The 19,578-nt window shown below is 47.8% G+C and carries 6 protein-coding genes; 1 reads left to right on the top strand and 5 read right to left on the bottom strand.

Annotated elements, in window-relative coordinates:
* Positions 1–119: 119 nt before the first annotated feature.
* A complete protein-coding gene (gene hflX / locus CWO27_RS17435) occupies positions 120–1,487 on the top strand; it encodes a GTPase HflX (RefSeq protein WP_048661485.1) in 1,368 nt (455 codons plus the stop codon).
* Positions 1,488–1,584: 97 nt separating this feature from the next.
* Here hflX and pfaD read toward each other — a convergent pair whose 3' ends face one another.
* From pfaD to CWO27_RS23920, 5 genes are read right to left on the bottom strand one after another with little or no spacing between them, the layout of a single operon-like run.
* A complete protein-coding gene (gene pfaD / locus CWO27_RS17430) occupies positions 1,585–3,222 on the bottom strand; it encodes an eicosapentaenoate synthase subunit PfaD (protein ID WP_107899297.1) in 1,638 nt (545 codons plus the stop codon).
* Between the two features lie 38 nt (positions 3,223–3,260).
* A complete protein-coding gene (locus tag CWO27_RS17425) occupies positions 3,261–9,224 on the bottom strand; it encodes a hotdog fold thioesterase (RefSeq protein WP_107899296.1) in 5,964 nt (1,987 codons plus the stop codon).
* Complete coding sequence (locus CWO27_RS17420; protein WP_107899295.1) at positions 9,221–11,269, bottom strand: PfaB family protein; 2,049 nt, start codon at positions 11,267–11,269, stop codon at positions 9,221–9,223. The genes CWO27_RS17425 and CWO27_RS17420 overlap by 4 nt, the downstream gene beginning before the upstream one ends.
* A complete protein-coding gene (locus CWO27_RS17415; protein WP_107899294.1) occupies positions 11,269–19,110 on the bottom strand; it encodes a type I polyketide synthase in 7,842 nt (2,613 codons plus the stop codon). Before CWO27_RS17415 ends, CWO27_RS17420 begins: the two co-directional genes overlap by 1 nt.
* Positions 19,110–19,301 (bottom strand): hypothetical protein, encoded by a 192-nt coding sequence (locus CWO27_RS23920; RefSeq protein ID WP_107899293.1) that lies wholly within the window; start codon positions 19,299–19,301, stop codon positions 19,110–19,112. The genes CWO27_RS17415 and CWO27_RS23920 overlap by 1 nt, the downstream gene beginning before the upstream one ends.
* Between the last annotated feature and the right edge of the window lie 277 nt (positions 19,302–19,578).

Genomic DNA, 19,578 nt, shown 5'->3' with positions numbered 1-19,578 from the left:
TCATCAAAGCTGATATTTAGTGTGATGTGGCTATATAAAGCTGACGTAGAAACGCGTAGGATCGACTCAACTTTAGACCAAATACTAGGTTGCACTTTGGTGCATAAACAGAAGAATACATGAAACTAACAGCAAAACCCTCAGCTAGTAACGCTTTACTTATTTCTATTACGACACCGGACTTCAAAGGTGACGAAGCAAAAGAGTCTCTTGCCGAACTTGCTCGCTTAGTAACAACCCTAGGGTTTAAAGTGGTTGGTACTCAATCGCAGCACCACAGTTCAACTCAACGACAAAACGTGTTGGGTGCTGGTAAGCTTGCGGAAATTGCTCATCTAACCGGTTACCAAGGTTCGATTGAAGAAGCAGAAGATGAAGACTTCCTTGATGAATCGGGCCTGTTTGATTCAGAAATCGACGAGTTAGATTTTGATGATCTTCCAACGGGCGACTTTCAATACGGCGCTGCCGATGTTGTTGTCTTTGACTGTGATTTAAGCCCATCTCAACTGCGCACTGTTGAGGCTAGTTTGGGTGTGGAAGTATTTGACCGTACTGGCATCATCATCGAAATCTTTAGCCGTCACGCTCGTACTCGTACTGCTCGCCTGCAAGTTGATATCGCTCGTCTAAACTACTTAGTGCCACGACTTCGTGAAACGGCTGAGGGTGATAAAGAGCGTCAAATGGGTCAGGGCGCAGGTGAAACTTCATTAGAGCTAGACCGTCGTAACGTACGTGACCAAATTGCTGCGCTTAAGCGTGAGCTAGTAAGCGTACAAGATGAAATGAAGACCCGACGCACAAGGCGCGCGGAGCTTTTCACTGTTGCTTTAGTTGGCTACACCAATGCCGGTAAATCTTCGATGATGCGTGCAATGACCGCAACCGAAGTGGTGGGTGAGGATAAACTGTTCGCAACGCTAGACACCACGGTGCGTGCGCTGCAACCAATTACTCAGCCGCGTATTCTGGTTTCGGATACAGTGGGTTTCATCAAGAAATTGCCACACGATCTGGTTGCTTCGTTCCACTCTACGCTAGCAGAAGCGCATGATGCTTCATTGCTGCTATATGTCGTTGATGCTTCTGATGTTTCATTCCGCGCACAACTTGATGTGGTACACGACGTATTAGCTCAAGTGGGTGTAGAAGGCAGCGAAAAACTATTAGTGCTGAATAAGTGCGATAGATTGACTGAAGAGCAGCAATTAGAGCTTATCGAAGAATTCCCAGATGCGATGCTAACATCAACTCGTGATCCTCTGGATATCACGAAACTGCACAAGTACATCGTTGGTGTTGCTGAAGAAGGCATGATCGAAGAAGAGATCACGATTCCTTATTCTGGCCAAGGCATCATTGGTGAGATTCGCTCAAACATGAGTGTGGTAAAAGAAGAGTACGACTACGAGTGTATTAAGTTGACCGTTCGCTCAAGCGCGATTGATTTGGCACGCTTGAAAAAGCGTATGCAGAAATCTTAATCTTTTAGCTAGCTTAAGAAGAATGACCAAAAGAAAAGCGACCCGATAAGGTCGCTTTTTTTATTCGTTGAGTTTAATTAACTCTGTATTGAAATGCCTATGCCATTCTTTGCGTCGGCTTCCAACGTGCTAGCTCTGGATCAAGCTTGATACCTTGTGAGGTAAGAAGATTAACACGAGCCAAGTACGCAGCACCGTGCATCAAATGCTTAGCAAGATCGACGGCATTACGCTGTTGGTAATCGTCTAGGTAGCTGTCTTTCGCCCACGCGTTGAATGCGCCAAGTGCCGGGCCTGCCCATACTTGGTAATCCATCTCACGACCTTGTTCGCCTGTGTTTGACCAACGGCTAGAAAGACCCAAGTACCAACGGAAGATCAACGCCATTTTGCGTTTTGGATTGCCTTCAGCGCGTTCGATCTGTTTAGGGTCGCGCTCGTTAAAGTGCGCCACAGTACCAGCCCAAATATCATCCAGTGTTGAACGGAATACTTGCTTCTCTAGCTTTTGACGCTCTTCAACTGGAATCGCTTCAATCGAGTCGTAACGTGTGTAGATCTCGTACAGCTTGTTCGCACGCATTGGGAATAAGGTACCGCGCTTAACCACTTGCAGCTTCACGCCCATTTCGAACATGTCTGCTGCTGGAGCCATAGTCACGTCAGCCATTTCAGTTGTCGAAAGCAGCTTACGTGTGTGTTCGCTCGCGCCAGCCTCAACACACGCTTGGTTGATTGAACCGGTAACAATGTAAGCAGCACCCATGTTAAACGTCGCTAGAGCAGCGTCAGGCGTACCTACGCCACCACCACAACCGACACGTAGCGGAGTTTTGAATTGGTACTGTGCTTGGATTTGCTCTTTCAGTGCAAGAATCGTTGGCAGTAGCGTAACCAGTGGACGGTTATCGGTGTGACCACCAGAATCGGCTTCTGCGGTAATGTCATCAGCCATAGGAACCAGCTGTGCTAGCTCCATCTGTTCTGCTGTGATTCGACCTTCTTCAACCAAAGCTTGCAGCATTTTCACAGGAGCCGGCTGCATGAATTTGCTTGCGACTTCAGTACGGCTCACCTTTGCGATGACTTTGTTACCGATCTGGATTTCACCTTGCGCATCACGGCTAAGGCCAGCGGCACGGTAGTGAACGATTTGCGGAGTTAAACCTAAGAAGGCTGAAGCCTCAACGGTTTTCACTTTGTGCTTCAAAAACAGCTCTACACTGCCGCGCTCTAGAGCGGGTTCGCTTGGGCTGTGAATCAGGTTAAACGCATAAGGACCGTTTGGCAGTGCTGCTTGAATACGGTTGATCGCTTGCTCAACGCGAGACGGGATTAAGCCCGCCGCGCCAAATGAACAAAGAATGCCTGCCTGGCCAAGCGCTATCACCAACTCTTCTGATGAGATACCGTTTGCCATTGCACCTGCGTAGTAAGCGTATTTTACGCCGTGGCAGCGACGAAAATCTTCGTCGCCTAGGCTTTGAGTACCAAGAGCCGGAGCAAATGCGCTAACAGGTTGGCTGTTAGCAGAGCTTGCTGAATTGCCCGATGTAATCTCTGCTTGTTGGCTAACGCCTAAGCCTTTTTCTGGGTGGTTCACGACGTAACAAGCAAGGCTTAGATCTTTCAAGATTGTCGACATTGCCGCGCTATCGAAACGCGTTGTGTTCTCTTCGATCTGCCAAGGCCACGGAGATAGCTTTTCGTTATTGATAGTAGTTTGAGTTGTCATACTAAATTCTTTCCTAATTCTCTGTCTCTAATGGCGGCTTATGCTTCTTCGATACAAATCGCGATGTCTTTCACTTCGTAAATACGCAGACCATCTTTGCTCAGGTTTGCGTCGCCAACGATGATACGTTTGCCGTCTTCGTCTTTAATCGCAGTGATGTGTACATCCAGAGACATTTGCTTGTTCAGAGGGTTAATCTGACCACGGTATTTCCACTTCACTTCAGATTGGATTTGACCAAATTTCGGATTGCGGAAGCCAGCGCCAAGATCTTTGTTTAGCGCGTAGGTTTGCATCAGTTCGATGATCGCTTCGACACCTAGAGAACCAGGCATTACCGGATCTTGATGGAAGTGGAACTGGAAGAACCAATCGCTTGGGTCAATCGTACGCTCAGCGTATAGGTAACCTAGACCGTCTTTACCACCATCGCTTGTGATCTGCACAGTATCGATAAAGTTCAAACGACCGCCAGCCAGTTGGTAGTGTTCTTGCACTTCACCAGTAGCAGAAACAGGTGCATTGAAGTAACGAGTCGTTTTGTCTAGCAGGTTGATGTTTACATCCGGTGTGCGGTTGTTATCAACGTGCCAAGGGTGAGTCACTTTACCGTTGTCCAAACCAAGCTGATCTTTCAGTGCTGCGCCTTTGAAGTAACCAAATACCGCTGTACCTTCGTAGAAAGGCACGCCGTCAGTGCTCAGTTCGAAGCTAAAGCTCTGTACGATGTTAGTGCCCATCATTACGGTTGAAAGCAGACGAGAATCGTTGGTAATCGTTTTGCCACGCAAGTCGACGTTACGCAGCATTTTGCCGCTGCCGTCTAGGTTACGGAAAAACAGCTCTTCACCTGGGAAGCCCAATGTGGTGCCCATGTAGCCAGAGATGAAGCCGTTTGGCTGCAATGAGATCTCCATCAATACCGAGTAAGGCATCAAGGTGTGATGGCTGTTTTCATCAAAGTACCATGCATTTTCTGGCACTTCGTATTCTGCGATACACGATGAAGGTTTCTTGAAGTCGCCACGCTTACCGTCGATTTCAACCACACGTGTAGTTAACTGTAGGTCGCCACATGGAGTACGTGGTGGAATCATCCCGCGATAGATTGAGAAATCAGGGCCGAAACATTTCTCGATATCGCCAGTCGCGAATTCGAACATATGGTAAGGCGTGAATGGAACCGTATCGGGTGTGCGGTTCGGGTAATCAGGCGTTACCGGAGCTTCAACGTGTTGAAGAGGAATCACGCCTTTATTTGGCGTTGTTTCTAGGTCTTCAATTTGCGCCATAAGTGGCGCATTTGCTGAAGCTTGTTGATTCACTGCTGGCGTATGGCCCAAGCTTTTATGGTCCAAGTTTTCGATAACAGGGGTTGCGACAGCTGTTTCTAAAGAAGGCAGGTAACGAGTACATTCGTCGTCTTCTTTGATCATTACACCTAAGTTTTGGAAATCAACAATCACTTTGCCGTTCAGCAAGATATCGATGTTAGCTTTTGCGTATGGGCGAGGGCTTAAACCAATCTCGGTCACTTCCATGCGGTAAGTCAGTTCTGCCGATTGTGGTAGAACTTGACCACGACAGCGTACTTGTTGAGGGGCATTTTCAAGCGGTTGGAAACGACCATTTTGAACAAGTGTGTGCATGCCAAGGTGCATCATGAAGAATTGCAGCAGTTGACCACAACCTTCTGCCATCAAAGAACCAGCCATTACTGAGTCATCTTTGAAGTGACAAGGGAAGTACCAGTGCTCAGGCTCTAGCTGCTTATGACCTTCAATCAGACCAAGCCCCCATGTGCCGCCTTGCGGTTCAACACGGCTGACCTTTTCGATCATCATGAACTTCTCTGAGCTGAAGCATAGAGAAGGCTGGTGGCGATCAGATTGGTGAGTCGGGCCAAAACACTCGGCAATGTTTGCAGTCAGTAGGTGGCGCAGTTCTTGGTGGTTAAACTGTGTTTTAGGGCAGTGCAGCATAGGGTCGAAGCGTTGCTTAGTTGCAAGCTTACGAGCCTTGATTTCATCTTCAGTGTGAATCACACCTTTGCCATCTGCTAGCTCTTCATCAGTGAAGAAACCTGCACAACCGTTATCCATTTTCAGGATCATCTTGTCGCCAACGAAACACTCGTACGAGAAGAAGAACAGGAGCGTGTCGCCATTGCGAGCAAAGCTGTTGATTGAGATGTCGTAACGCAGTGTGTCGCCACCACGAGGCAAGTCGCCAAGGAAGGTCAGCGTGCAATCAAGCAAGCGATAAACGCGCTCGCCTTTGTTTTCAAAATCAATGCCTAAGTAGCTGATCAGCATTAGGTCACATTGACCAGATTCAACCGCGACAGCCCAAGGGATCTGACCATCAACAAGATACGGTGCATCAACAGGGATGTCGTATTCAGTGGTCATGGTGCTTGGCTTGTACTCGTTTACTGTCGCGTTGAGCTTGGTCACACGAGATACCAATAGGTAGTCGGTGGTTGGTAAGCGAACGCGGCGCGAGTAGCTATCGATGATCGCGTAATCAGGGCCAAATACATTGGCGATATCGCCTTCGGCGTATTCAACCAGATCATCGTAATCCCAAATACATGGTTTACGGATAGGTTTTACTGGTGCTGGCGTCGCAAGTACGTTTACTGGCGTTGACTGAACCTGAGTCGGTTGAGCTTGAACAGGCTGAGCTGACGTTTGTTGATCAGTTGTTTGTTGACCATTTGTTTGTTGGCTAGTCGTTTGTTGAATCAGGGCATTGCTATCTAAACCAGACGTCACTGCGTTTAACTGTGCTTTCAATAGTGCATCAGCCATTTGCATGCCTTGGGCACGAGTGTGCAGGAATGCTTTGTGTACCTGTTGCGCCGTTTGCTGATTTTGAGCAAAAGCTTGGTTTTGGCTTACCTGATTTTCGCTTAGATTTTGCGGCTGCTGTGAAGCTGCGTCGATGTGAGACGCGCCATTTTTAGCGGATAGGACATGAGTCATATTGCTGTGGTTACCTGTTAGCTGACTGTGGCGAGTTGGCGCCAGAGTAGGGGATACTGATGTAGGAGTTTCGATGACTGGCTCTAGCGCGTTTTGCGCTAATGCTTTCTTCTCTAACTCTTTTTCCGCAAGGGCTGCCTGAATGTGTGCAGTCGTTGGGACAGAAACGATTCGCGCCGCTTGCTTACCAGAAGCTTTTTGTTGAATGTGCGCTAGGTCAGCGATTGGTGTCTCTGCGATGTGTTGATAAATATCGCGGCCACCTAATGTCACTTGCTTAACCAATTGGCGCTTAGCATCACTCGTCAGTTCATTGTTCAAACGAACGGACAGTGACTGAGATTCAACACTCGATTGGCTCAGCAGCAGCTGTGAACATTGTCCTTCGCTGATGTTGGCAACAATCGCGCTCTTAGAGCTGACATTTGGATTCAGAGACTCAAGGTTCAGATTGAGCAGACCGTGTAGCAGGCTTGCCATACCAGAGGCTGCAGAGCAGTGACCTACACGCTGACTCGCTTGAGTCGTCTTTGTGTTCCCTAAACTTAGAGATGAAGACTGATATGATGAAGATTCTGGTGCATGGTTAAGTTCAAGCAGAGAAACATCGTTCGAGCTCATACCGACTTGAGTCAGTAACTCATCAACAACGGCGTTGTTACGCTCACTTGAACCAAAGGCTAAGGCGTTGATGCTGCCGTAAGCTGTGCCTTGGTTGCTCGCTATTCGACCTTCTTCCACAAGAACAATTGCACCTGCGCCTTCGCCCACATTCCAACTGCCGTCTTGCGGTTGTCCGAATTTTGGATCAAGTGACACTGGGCTCACGCTGTTCTTCAGAATCACATGTTCTGCGCTGCCGCTAAGGTCAACGGCTGCAATCACGACTGCATCCATGGATTCTTGCGACATTAGGTTTTGTGCGACATCGATACAACGAGCAACCGACTGTTCAGCGGCTGAAATCGTAAAGGCAGGGCCGTTAAAGTCCCACAATGAAGAGATGCGCGAAGCCATGATATTACCGATGAAACTGGTGTACTGGTTCAGCTTGGCTGCGTCCATCACACTGTCCATCGCAATGGTTTCTAGCGCTTGGTATTCGTCTTGTGTCAGCTCAATCCCCATGTTGGTAAAGCTGTCAGCCAATTGGCTATGCAGGTTTACGCGTCCACGGAATTGGTGCATCTCAAGCTCTGTTTCCATAGCGACGAGTACTGCTACCTTTTGGCCAGCTACAAGCTTGGCATCTTTGATGGCTTCGTCTGCAACTTTCATCAGTAGCAACTGCTGAGAGATCAAACGGTCATCTTCATTAGGCGGCACTTTGAAGCGTAGGAAATCGAGGTCGAATTGATCGATGTACGCGCCATTTGGAATGCCGTGTAAACCAAACTGATTCAGCAGTTCTGGATGTTGGTCTAAGCCTTTCCAGCGTTTCTTCGGCAAGGTAATGAAAGCATCGCTGTTAGTCTCAATCGCAGTGCTTAGTGCATTGATGCTTTGCAGAGAACCGAAGTGAGACGCGAGACCAGTAATGCTTAAATTAGGCGATTGTAGGCTTGGAGATGCTGACTCTAGAGTCTGGTTTGCATGACCCGTACCTGAATACGCTTCAAGCAGTAAGTGAGCATTACAACCACCGAAACCAAATACAGAAACACCCGCACAGCGCTCTTGGTTGCCCGCTTTACTTGGCCAAGGTTGCACTTGTGTTGGCAGAGTCTGTGAGCCAAATAAACCTTCTGGCGACGATAGTGGCTTGTCCAAGTTAATACTTGGCGGAAGCACGCCTTCTTTCATCGCGAAGATCATCTTCATGATCCCAGGCATACCTGCTGCCGTCAGTAAGTGACCGAGATTTGACTTGGCAGAGCCAATCAATGGCGGGTTAGAACCATTCAACTTGTCAGCAAAGAAACGTTCCATTGAGGTTAACTCAACCTTGTCACCTAACGGTGTGCCGGTTGCGTGGCACTCAATCACTTCAATGCTGTCTGGTGATAGGTTTGAAGCCTCGTAAGCGCGTTCAAAGGCTTGGACTTGTCCCTTGCTATTTGGACTTAATACGAACTGGCCACGGCCATCGTTCGACAAGCCAATACCGCTGACGACTGCGTAGATGTTGTCGCCATCACGCTCTGCATCAGCTAAGCGTTTTAGGACTAAAACCCCCGCACCTTCGCCAGCAAACAGACCTTTACTGTTGCTATCAAACGGAACCGACACACCGTGGTCAGGGTAAGCGTGGAAGATGGAAAAACCCATGTTGATAAAGAATGGGTCAGCACCGGATACCGCGCCTGCCAACATCATGTCGGCTTTTCCCGTGTTCAAGTAATCACACGCTAACTTCAATGAATACACAGAGCTTGCACATGCGGCATCTAGACTCAGTTGTACGTTACCTAAACCCAATGCATCAGCCACTAACTTAGAGGCATTGTGTGCCGCTGCACCATTGATAGGATTGAGGTCTTGAGCAGTTTCATTGGTTGGTAGCAGTGAAAACTGGTCATTAGCCAATTTATCTTTAAGTGCCTTTTCGACCACCGAGTGATACATCGGCAAAAACAAGTCGTTTGAACGGGTGGTTGGGAACGAAAGGGCACCCATGATCACGCCGGTACGCTCTAAAACATCGGCATTTAAATCAATGCCGGCGTCGACTAACGCCTTACGACTGGTATCCAAAGCCCATAGGAAGCTTTGATCTACGCCGTTGAATGATTCTGCTGTTAAGCGGTAGCCATTGCCATCGAAATTGAAGTTTTCAATGTAGCCACCTTTATCACAGTAAAAGCGGTCTGACTCACCTTGCACACCCTGATAGCTTTCAGGTTTAGCACCTAACTTTTCAGCGCTTAATGTGGTTCGAGAATCTTTTTTGTTCAGCAAGTTTTGCCAAAAATCTTTTGGCGTATCAGCTTCCGGGTATTGGTTGGCAATACCGACAATCGCGATCTTATTGCACTTCACTTGCTGCTTATTCTGAGCCTGATATTGAGAACTCATACTAGCTCTCCTTGATGATTTACTGCGCTGCCTTGAGACACTCCACTTAATTGCTTAGCGGTGGTGATCTGTTGTTCTAACCCTTGAATAAGTGGCTCGACAGACAGTGGAATTTGATGAGTAATGAGCTGACCAATGCATTTGATGAGCGTGACAACATCGTCACCGCCTTTGGCATTGGAAGCGATTGTGCAGTACTGGTCTGCTACGTTGTCGCTACGATTGATCTTGTCGATCAATGTGCTGGTTTGACGATCGGCACCTACTTCTATAAACAGACGAGCACCTTGTTGACGCGCACTCTGGATCAACGCGGTGAAATCCAGCGTTGAACAGAAAGTGTCGGCAATCGAAAGGGCGATACTATCGCTGTCGATATTGATTGGTGCGCCAGTCGGTAGACCTGCTGCGCTGATAAAGCGGATATGCTTTGGCAACTCGTCGAACAGTGGTTGAGTGTAAAACTCCTGCACTTGGCTATGCTGGCTCAACGCTGGCGTGGTGTGCATCGCAGTAACACGGTTCGCGGCAATGCCACGTTTACCCAGTTTCTTGAGCAGAGCACGACAGGTACTTTCACAACCTGCCAGTACGCAAGTGTCACCTTGGATAATGGCAAGATAAGCACGTGGAAACTCTGGTAGCAGAGCCTCAATCGCTTGTGCATCACTGCGAACCACAAAGCTGTTCCAGTGGATGTTTTCGCCGCCATTCAGTTGCCAATCTTGACGTACTGCGGTGAGCTCGCCAGAAATAGCCGTCGTGAAAATAGGGCTAGTTTGAGTCATCTCGATCAGCGCATGTGGGTTTTTCCAAACATTTAAGCTCGCCCACATGGAAGCTTCACCCTTGGAGTAACCCAAAGCGAAGTCTGGCTGCACTTTGAATTCATCACATAGCAGTTGTGTTAACAGATAACTACTGCCGACACCTGCAATTGCCAATTCACTGAGCGACATTTCTTGCGACTCGTCAGCGTAGGTTTTGTCAGCTTGCAGCATCTCTTTCAAGTTACCTTCGCGCTCTAAACGAGCAAATAACTGTGGGAAATGGTGATGAAATTCGCGCAACATGCCGGGATAAACCGTGCCAACACCAGGGTAAACAAATGCAACGCCACCTTTGCTTTGAGGCTTCGGTGAGAAACAACTACCCGCAGGCGTTCTGTATTGGCTATTGTCAGCCATTACTTTTGGCAACGCATTTTCTAGCGCTGTGATCTCTTGTATTGCAGCCTCAATTGAAGCTGCCTGAATCACGATATTCGCGCCAAGGTCAACATTGTGCTGAACGCTTTGGAAGTGACTTAGGTTTGAATGCATCAAGCTGGCGATAGCAAGTTCGCTGTCCGCCGAATCGTTAACGCATTTAAGCTCTTCTCTTAACGAGATTAACTGAGAAACCAACTCGGCTTGTTCGTTGCCTGAAACCACAAACATCAAACGCTCGCTGGATAGCAGGGGCTTTGGCTCTTGCAAACCGGTCGCTTGAGTCAATATCAGGCTGGTGGATTGTTGGCTATCGTCATTGAAGGTCAATGACGCAACACGAGCTTTGTTTGGCTCAGTGAACCAGTAATAGTTAGGTAATGAATGGCTCGGTAATGAACGGCTCGATATCGCATTAACCATATTCAACAATTGACCAAACTGCTGCGAAACAGATAGTGAAGAGTATTGCTGTTGATGGCTTAGATCTGTAGCGGGGCGGCGAGCAATATCCAGAGCAAGCTGAACGCTATCTCCGGTAGTTGTATCTACAAAACCCGCTAGATAAGCGTGTGGATGAATCTTGTTTTGAGCAGCCGTCAACGCACTCAACATCAACAATGATGGTGAGTGAGAATCCAAACAAAGCTTAACAGCACTGCCTTGATTGACTGCCTCAATCGCTTGAGTAAGTGCTTGATTAAAATTGCCATCAACCACAACAGTCATCATTTCTGGAAGCGAAGATGATAAGTCGGCAGAAAGCTCAGCCGCGTTTGCTGGCTGAGCTAAAAGAGCGATGCGCAATGGCATCGCTTTATTAGTAGGAACAGTCACTATGACAATTGCTCCTTTTCTGCGTTCTTATTAGACTCTTTCTTCGATACTGTTGAGCTAGACTTCGGCAAAAATGCGTCATTTAAACTCTTGCTGATGGTGACTTTGGCACCTTTCATTACTGTGCTTAAACGACCATCTTGATGGTAAAGCGAGATATCAGCTTGCAGTGAACGAGCCGTGCTTTTTATCACGCTCAGTTCTAGCCAACCTTGGTCACCATTGTGCATCGGTGCGTAACAAATAAACTCACCAATTGCAGACGGTAGGCTTGCTGCGCCGTATTTCAATCGAGCCCATACCAGCATGGCTTGCAGCAAATAATCTTCCGCGAATGGCTGGCTATCACCAAAACCTTGCTTCGGAATAAATGATCCGCAGTCGCTGTTTTCAATCTGAGGCAACTGGCATTGAGCCAATAAGCCTAAGTCGTCAAAGCGCTCGACTGAAGTAATACCTTGCAATCTTGGTCCGTGAAACAGAGTGCCATCACTGTATAGAGCTTGCGCCGTTGTTACTGGTGTTGAAGAGTTAGCTTCAAAGCGTTTTGTCGACGCTTGTTGAACATCTTCAGACACTTGCACAGAGGCAACTTGCAACTGAGCTTGATACTGTGGTCGTCCTTGGCAACTGATCACTGCTTTTAGCTGATCTTTTGATTTAGCATCAGAAGAAAGAACCAGTTTTAGCTCTTGCACTTCATCAGTATCAAAAATCACACCCTTAAGCAGTTTGTAGTTGTGAACGCTAACGTTCACCCCTAACAGTTGCTCCGCCACTTCACGCATCCATTGGATGGCACACACTGTCGGTAACACGGGGTTACCGGCAATGCAGTGATCTTGAATGAAAGGCAATGCTTTAGGATCAAGATGACGTGTCACAGTAATGCTTGTATTCAGCGGACTCTCTGCAAGATGCACAGACTCCGCATTAAGCTTTTTTACAGCAGCTTCCTTGTTGTCATAACCTTGCATGCTCGTACCAACCAGCAGTTGAATGCCAGTTTCGTTCAGTAGTTGAGAGCTAAACAGTTCTGCACCTGCCTGAAGAGGAATTACGTACACACCACGCTCTGTAAACATACGTTTCAGTGCTGCGTTTACCATGCCGCCGTCCCACGGTCCCCAGTTGAAGCTCATTACTTTCGCTTGAGGGTTACGCGCAGACAGTTGTAGAGCCGCTTTGTTTAGGATCTCGTTAGACATCGAGTAATCGCTTTGGCCTGTGTTTCCATAGAAACCCGCCGCCGAAGAGAACATCGCAATCAGTTTTAACTTGCCGCTATCAAGACCACTAAGAACCGCTTCTAGTCCACCCACTTTGGTGCCGTAAACTATGTTCAGTTCATCAAGCGTTTTGTCTTGAATGTGTTTGTCAGCCAATACACCTGCGCCGTGGATTAGCCCCGTGATGCCGTCGAAATTCGCCAGTGTTTTCGCTACAGACTCATGGTTCGATACATCTAGGCTTAGGTATTCAGCGCTCGCGCCAATCTCGTTGAAAGCGGCAAGTGCTGCGTTGATTTCAAGGCTGCTCAATACCGGTTTTAGCAAGGCATCAACTTTTTTCGGTGTTGGTTTGTCACCTGTTGCTTGTAGGTGAGCGATAGCCGCTGGTTTTAGCTCTTTCTCTTGCTTGCCCTGTGCCCACTGAGGTAGCTCAGCTGAAGTAATATGCTTACTACGACCTGCAAGAATGAAATGAGATTTACATTGCTTAGCAAGCGTCAGTGCACATTCAAACGTCACGCCTTTAGCGCCACCAGTTACCAGAACTTTATCGCTCTTGGTGAGTTGAGCGCCTGTGTTTTTAGTTTGTGCAGCACCTGGTGTTGCAGCAATCAATGTTGCACGACCAGATTCACCGTTTTCCGCATGGCTAAGGCCGATTTCAACCGTGTTGGTATCGATATCGAACAGTTCGCCTGTGATAGCTTCAGCAAGGTGACGAGCATCAATCGAAGCGTCAGCATCCAATGCACGGCAGAACACGTTTGACCATTCATGGCTCAGTGTCTTAGTGAGACCAGACAACGCGGCTTGGTTAAGTTCTGCATTCGCTAGTTGCTTAGTATCTAGGTAACCAAAGCCACCATCGATACGGCTTAGCGTGAAGAACACGCTGCGACCAGAAACAGCATTCAGTTGGCCATTTAGGTGCTTCGCGAACAAGAACGCTGTGGTTAGCGAAGCTCTTGAGTCTGCATTCAAGTTAACCGCTTGCTCGTTGCTTTGTTTAGCATCAACGATAGCTTGTAGGTGAATGAAGCCAGCAATCACTTTGTTCGACGTTTTAAGGTCTACTTCGATGTCGTTAATAACCGCAGTCACACCAGCATCATCGACGCTGTTGAGCGTGTAGCTTGCGATTTCACTGTTTAAAGGTGACGCGGCAGAAAGAGCACTACGCACTACAGCAACTTGAATGCCGTTAGCGGTCAACTTTTCTGCTAGAACACCGGCGTTGTGACCATCATCTGTGATCACGACACAAGCATCTTTTGAGAAACAATCGACGAGTTTATCTGCCGCTGGTAGCTTTTTTAGCGCTACCTCATTGTGTGGAGGAAGTTCCGCTGTCGCTGTTTCTACGATAGGCGTTACTGATTCAGCTTTTGGAGTCGCTACGGGTGCAGCAGCGGATAGCTTACTTTGCATGTAGGTAACGATTTCACCAAGCGTACGACACTCAGCTAAGTCTTCAGGGTTTAGCTCCGGCAGCGTTGGTAGCTGGTCTTGAACCGTACCTAGAATCTCAACGCGTTTGATTGAGTCGATGCCAAGGTCTGCTTCCATGTCCATCGCTAGGTCGAGCATTTCTGCTGGGTAGCCTGTTTTGTCGGCAACCACTTCCATCATTGTGGATTGAACATGCGCAGGGTTTAGGTCGTTGCTCGTGCTTTCTGCGGCGGCTGTAGCTGCTACTGTCGCAGTTGCTGCGTTAGGAGCTAACTTGCTGTTCATGTAGTCAACGATTTCGCCAAGAGTACGACACTCAGCCAGGTCTTCAGGATTCAGCTCTGGTAATGTTGGTAGCTGGTCTTGAACCGTACCAAGGATCTCAACACGTTTGATTGAGTCGATGCCAAGGTCAGCTTCCATGTCCATTGCTAGGTCGAGCATTTCTGTTGGGTAGCCCGTTTTATCAGCTACTACGCTCAACATTGTGCTTTGAACTTGTTCTGCGCTTAAACCGTTTGATACTGCTTGCGCTGGTGCAGATACTTGAGCCACTACTGGAGCAGAAGCTGGAAGCTTACTGTTCATGTAGTCTACGATTTCGCCAAGAGTGCGACACTCAGCAAGGTCCTCAGGGTTTAGCTCTGGAAGAGTCGGTAGCTCGTCTTGAACCGTACCTAGGATTTCAACACGTTTGATTGAATCGATACCAAGGTCAGCTTCCATATCCATTGCTAGGTCTAGCATTTCAGTCGGGTAGCCCGTCTTCTCTGCCACTACTTCTAACATGGTTTTTTGAACGACAGCCGCATCTAGACCGCTGTTAGCTGCTGCTGGCGCACCTACTTCCGTTTGTACTGCAACTGGTGCAGAAGCTGGGAGCTTGCTGTTCATGTAAGCAACAATTTCGCCAAGAGTGCGACACTCAGCTAAATCTTCAGGGTTTAGCTCTGGAAGAGTAGGCAGTTCATCTTGAACCGTACCAAGAATCTCAACACGTTTAATTGAGTCGATACCAAGGTCTGCTTCCATATCCATTTCTAGATCAAGCATTTCCGTTGGGTAACCGGTCTTCTCAGCAACCACTTCTAGCATGGTTTGTTGAACGACTTTTGCATCAAGACCGTTAGCAGCTTGAACAGGAGCAGTTGCGCTTGGTTGTGCTGCCACAGGCGCTGATGCTGGCATCTTGCTGTTCATGTAGGTAACGATTTCACCAAGAGTACGACATTCAGCTAAATCTTCAGGGTTCAGCTCTGGTAGGTTCGGCATTTCGTCTTGAACGGTACCAAGGATCTCTACGCGCTTGATTGAGTCGATACCAAGGTCTGCTTCCATGTCCATTTCTAGATCAAGCATTTCCGTTGGGTAACCCGTTTTCTCAGCGACCACTTCTAGCATCACTTTTTCAGCATCGGCTGATTGTACTGCCACTGGTGCAGCCACAGGAGCCGGTTGCGCTTTAACTGGCACAGGTTGAGCTGCAACAGGCGCTGCCGCTTGAGCCGCTACTTGTGGTGTAGGAACGGCTTTCTGTACTGGAGCTTGCTGAGCTGCTGTCTTTTGAAGCGGTGCAGCTTGAACTGGCGCAGCTTGTACAGGAGCAGCTTGTACTTGAGCTACAGGCTGTTGGACGATAGCTGCTGGAGTAGTTGGAGCTTGAATCACTGGTTGAGCATTTACTGGCGCAACGAAGGTTGGTTGTGCCGTTTGTACTGAACCTTGCGTCAGCATATTAAGTGCTGAGTTGTTGCTGTGCGCTTGCATTTCTAGGTAATGAGCGTGAGCTTTTAGCGTTTCAGCTTGGTGCTGGTGGAACATTTCCATAGAACGCTGTAGGTTATCAGGAATTGCTACGCCTGCTGTTGCCATTTTCGCTTGCTCAGACATTAGGGTGTTGAATGTGTCACCGTATTGCTGAGGAATCGCCAAGAATTGCTGATGTACTTCTGCTGCTTGTTGTTGAGCATTGAAGAACGATTGCAGTGAAGATTCATCAACGGTTACTTGAGCTGCTGGCTGAATAGTTGCTGGGGCAGTTTGAACCACTTGTGATTGTGGAGCAGCTGTTGCTACTTGTGCACTTGGTGCTGGAGCAGTTGACTGTTGTACATTTGAAGCTTGAGGAGCAGCCACAGGTACTTCAACGATTTCTGTTTTAATCACTTCTTTTTCCACGATTTTCTCGACTTCAACTTTCACTTCAACAATCTCAGTCTTTTCGGTGACGTTGCCCGAAGCCAATGATTGATCCATTTTCTTACGAGTAGCAGGGCTGATGTAGTTGGTTGCATTCAGCTTGATGTTCATTGGTGATGCCTTCGCAGGTTCAGCAATGTCAGCTTGGTAAGGGTCAATGTTGTCTAATGAAACACCTGCCACGCATAGTTGAACTGCAGCTAAACGAAGCTGTTGGTCACTGTCGCCTTTAGGGCTTGGGTTGATACTGATTGCGTAAAGCTCTTCGTTCTTATTAGCCAATGTTTTCTCAACCAGCTTTTGAAGAATGTTTTTCGGACCGAACTCAACGAATACGCGCGCGCCTGCTTCATACATCGCTTCAATTTGCTCGCTAAAACGAACCGATTGCAGCATGTGTTGCTTGAACGCTTTCTTGATCGCTTTCGCGTCTTTGCTGTGCAACTTGCCCGTTGCATTTGAGTAAAGCGGCAGTGTTGGAGCGCTGAATGAAGCTTTATCAATTGCAGAAGCAAATGGTTTTTGAGCGTGAGCAACAAGCGGTGTGTGGAAAGCGCCAGAAACTGGCAGAGCAATCGCTTTGAAGCCTTGCTCAGTTAGCGCTTGTGCTGCTTGTTGAACCGTCGCAGTTGGACCTGCAATAACCAGTTGAGTCGGAGCGTTGTAGTTAGCAATACTCACGCCTTCAAATTGGCTGATGCAGCTTTCAACAGCTGGAAGTTTGTCTGCATCTAGGATGACTGCAAACATAGTACCGCTGTCGCCTTGTTCAGGTGTCGCTGCCATCGCATCGCCACGAGCGAAAGCTAGCTGGTAGTAATCGTCTTGCGAGATAACACCCGATGCACATAGTGCACTTAGTTCACCAAAGCTGTGGCCTGCCACCATGTCTGCTTTGAAGCCAGCTTGAGTCATGATGTCGAACTGACCCATAGACACAGTACCAATCGCACTTTGCGCGTTGGCCGTGTTGGTTAACACAGCTTCTTGAGCTTTGGTTGCTTCTGGTGTGAAGGTTGGAATTGGGAACAGAATTTGCGACAGAGCCGTTTTCTTGTGCTGACCAAATACCTGATCCGCTTGAGCAAGCTGTTGACGCATCTCTGGGTAATGACAAGCAAGCTCGCGACTCATGTTGAGGTATTGCGAACCTTGACCTGCAAATAGTGCTGCCACTTTACCTGCACCATTTTCTGCAATCAGTGCCGACTCACGGTAGCTAGTACCGTTTGGCATCTGCCAATGTGTTTTGGTTTGGCTCTCAAGCATAGAAACCGCTTGAGTCAGTTGCGCTTGAAGGTCTGATTGGTCAGTGACAACTAAACCAAGACGAGCGTGCTTAGCGTCTACTTCGCGCAGAGCGTGCTGCTCAGCAAGCGCTTCTAGTTTGAATGCCGCATCTGCAGCTTGAGTTGAAACCTGCTTGAGCTCATTGATCAGTGCTTGACGAGATTCCGCGCTGAATAACAGAGTTTGCGGTACTTGGCGTTGACGGTATTTGTCACCGCGAACGTGTTCTGGTGTGTACTCTTCTAATACAACGTGGAAGTTAGTGCCACCAAAACCAAATGAGCTGATACCTGCACGGCGTGGTGTGCCGTCGACACGTTTCATCCAAGGACGCGTTTGTGTGTTTAGGTAGAACGGTGAGTTCTCGATATCCAACTTAGGATTCGGAGCCGATACGTTGATCGTTGGCGGCAGTACTTTGTGGTGTAGTGCTAATGCAGCTTTGATTAAACCTGCAGTACCCGCAGTTGATTTAGTGTGACCAATTTGAGATTTCACAGAGCCTAACGCAATGTGTTGCTTCTCTTCATTGTTCTCACTGAATACCGAGTTTAGGCCACCAAATTCAGCAACATCACCTGCTGCTGTACCTGTGCCGTGCGCTTCTAAAAGGCCAAGCGTGTGTGGTGCGAAACCAGCATCATCGTAAGCGCGTTTTAGTGCTTTTGCTTGTCCTTCAGGGCGAGGCGCGTAGATACTCTTGAACTTACCGTCCGAAGAAGAACCGACACCTTTAATCACTGAGTAGATTCTGTCGCCATCGCGCTCAGCATCTTCAAGACGCTTAAGAGCAACCATGCCGATGCCTTCACCAATCATCATCCCTTTTGAATCGATGTCGAAAGGTTGAATGGTTTCATTGGTGGTAAATGCAGGTGTTTTAGAGAAACTCATGTACATGGTTGGCGAGTTATCAGTACACACGCCACCAGTGATCATCATTTCACTGCGGCCTTCAACCAGCTCACTCAGAGCCATACGCATTGCGGCTAGAGAACCTGCACACGCAGCATCTACGACACAGTTGATCCCACCAAGGTCAAAGCGGTTAGCAATACGACCTGATATTACGTTACCCAATGAACCAGGGAATGAGTTCTCTTCCCAGTGGATATATTGGTCTTGGAATTTTTTGATCAGCATTTCGCTGTCGTCGTCGCTGATACCACTGCTCTTGAAGACTTTTTTCAAAACAGGGTATTGAAGACGTGCATTTAGGCTTTGAGCGATCTTCTGACCACCACCAACACCGAGCGTGATACCGATCTTATCGCGATCGTAGCCTTCAGGAAGTTTCGCATCTTCAAGTACTTCTTTTGCCACGATCAGAGAAAGCAGCTGTGACGTATCAGTCAGTTCAAGGATATTTGGCGGAAGACCGAACTCCATAGGGTTGAAGTCAACTTCGGGGATGAAACCACCGCGCTTACAGTAAGATTTGTCTGGCGTTGTACGATCTGAATCGTAGTAATCTTCTGGACGCCAGTGCGTATCAGGCACTTCGGTAATTGCATCGATCTTTTCGCTGATCAAATCCCAGAACTTGTTTAAGTAACGAGAGTTCGCAAACATGCTTGCCATTCCAACGATAGCAATAGGCATGTCTTTAAGACGTTTATTAAGTCGAGTGTCGTCGACTGATTCCGGGGTATTTTTTTCGGGTTGGCTCATTATGAGTCTCCACTTGAAATCACTGAGGGCGATGTCGTGTTTTGAGGCTGCGCTTTTAAAGCTATAGAAAGAAAATCTGAAACAGATTTAGGGAAGCGCAGCTGAAAATTCAGGTTGCTGAGTGACGGCAACCAGATAGAAATTAGGCTTTCGAAGTGCGTTGACTTACGAGAGTAGGGGAGGTGTTTCATGCGCGACGGTGGCATTCAAATGTTGAGGCGATGTCCATTAAAATCCTGTTCAAAGTCTGACTAAACGACAAGTCGGTATCCGCAAAGAAAACGTGTGAATTTGTTTAATGGTTGAGCAGGCTACCCGAGGTGAGTGGTCGATACAATGCTCCCAGAGGCCACTATGATCTGTTCAGACCAGATGAATTTGGCATGGTTTTGATTTTTGTATTTTTAATTTAATTAACTTATTGATAATTAATGGGTATGAGTTGTTTTTTAGTGTTTTTGCTCTATA

This window comes from Vibrio sp. 10N.286.51.C3 (genome assembly GCF_003050065.1).
Lineage (GTDB): Bacteria > Pseudomonadota > Gammaproteobacteria > Enterobacterales > Vibrionaceae > Vibrio > Vibrio crassostreae.
The sequence above is the reverse complement of the archived record's forward strand: the minus strand, read 5'-3'. Positions and strand labels throughout refer to the sequence as shown.

What these genes read in the sequence shown, in the direction of transcription:
- hflX (WP_048661485.1), top strand. Translation starts at nt 120, where the DNA reads ATGAAACTAACAGCAAAACCCTCAGCTAGTAACGCTTTACTTATTTCT.
- pfaD (WP_107899297.1), bottom strand. Translation starts at nt 3,222, where the DNA reads ATGACAACTCAAACTACTATCAATAACGAAAAGCTATCTCCGTGGCCT.
- CWO27_RS17425 (WP_107899296.1), bottom strand. Translation starts at nt 9,224, where the DNA reads ATGAGTTCTCAATATCAGGCTCAGAATAAGCAGCAAGTGAAGTGCAAT.
- CWO27_RS17415 (WP_107899294.1), bottom strand. Translation starts at nt 19,110, where the DNA reads ATGAGCCAACCCGAAAAAAATACCCCGGAATCAGTCGACGACACTCGA.
- CWO27_RS23920 (WP_107899293.1), bottom strand. Translation starts at nt 19,301, where the DNA reads ATGAAACACCTCCCCTACTCTCGTAAGTCAACGCACTTCGAAAGCCTA.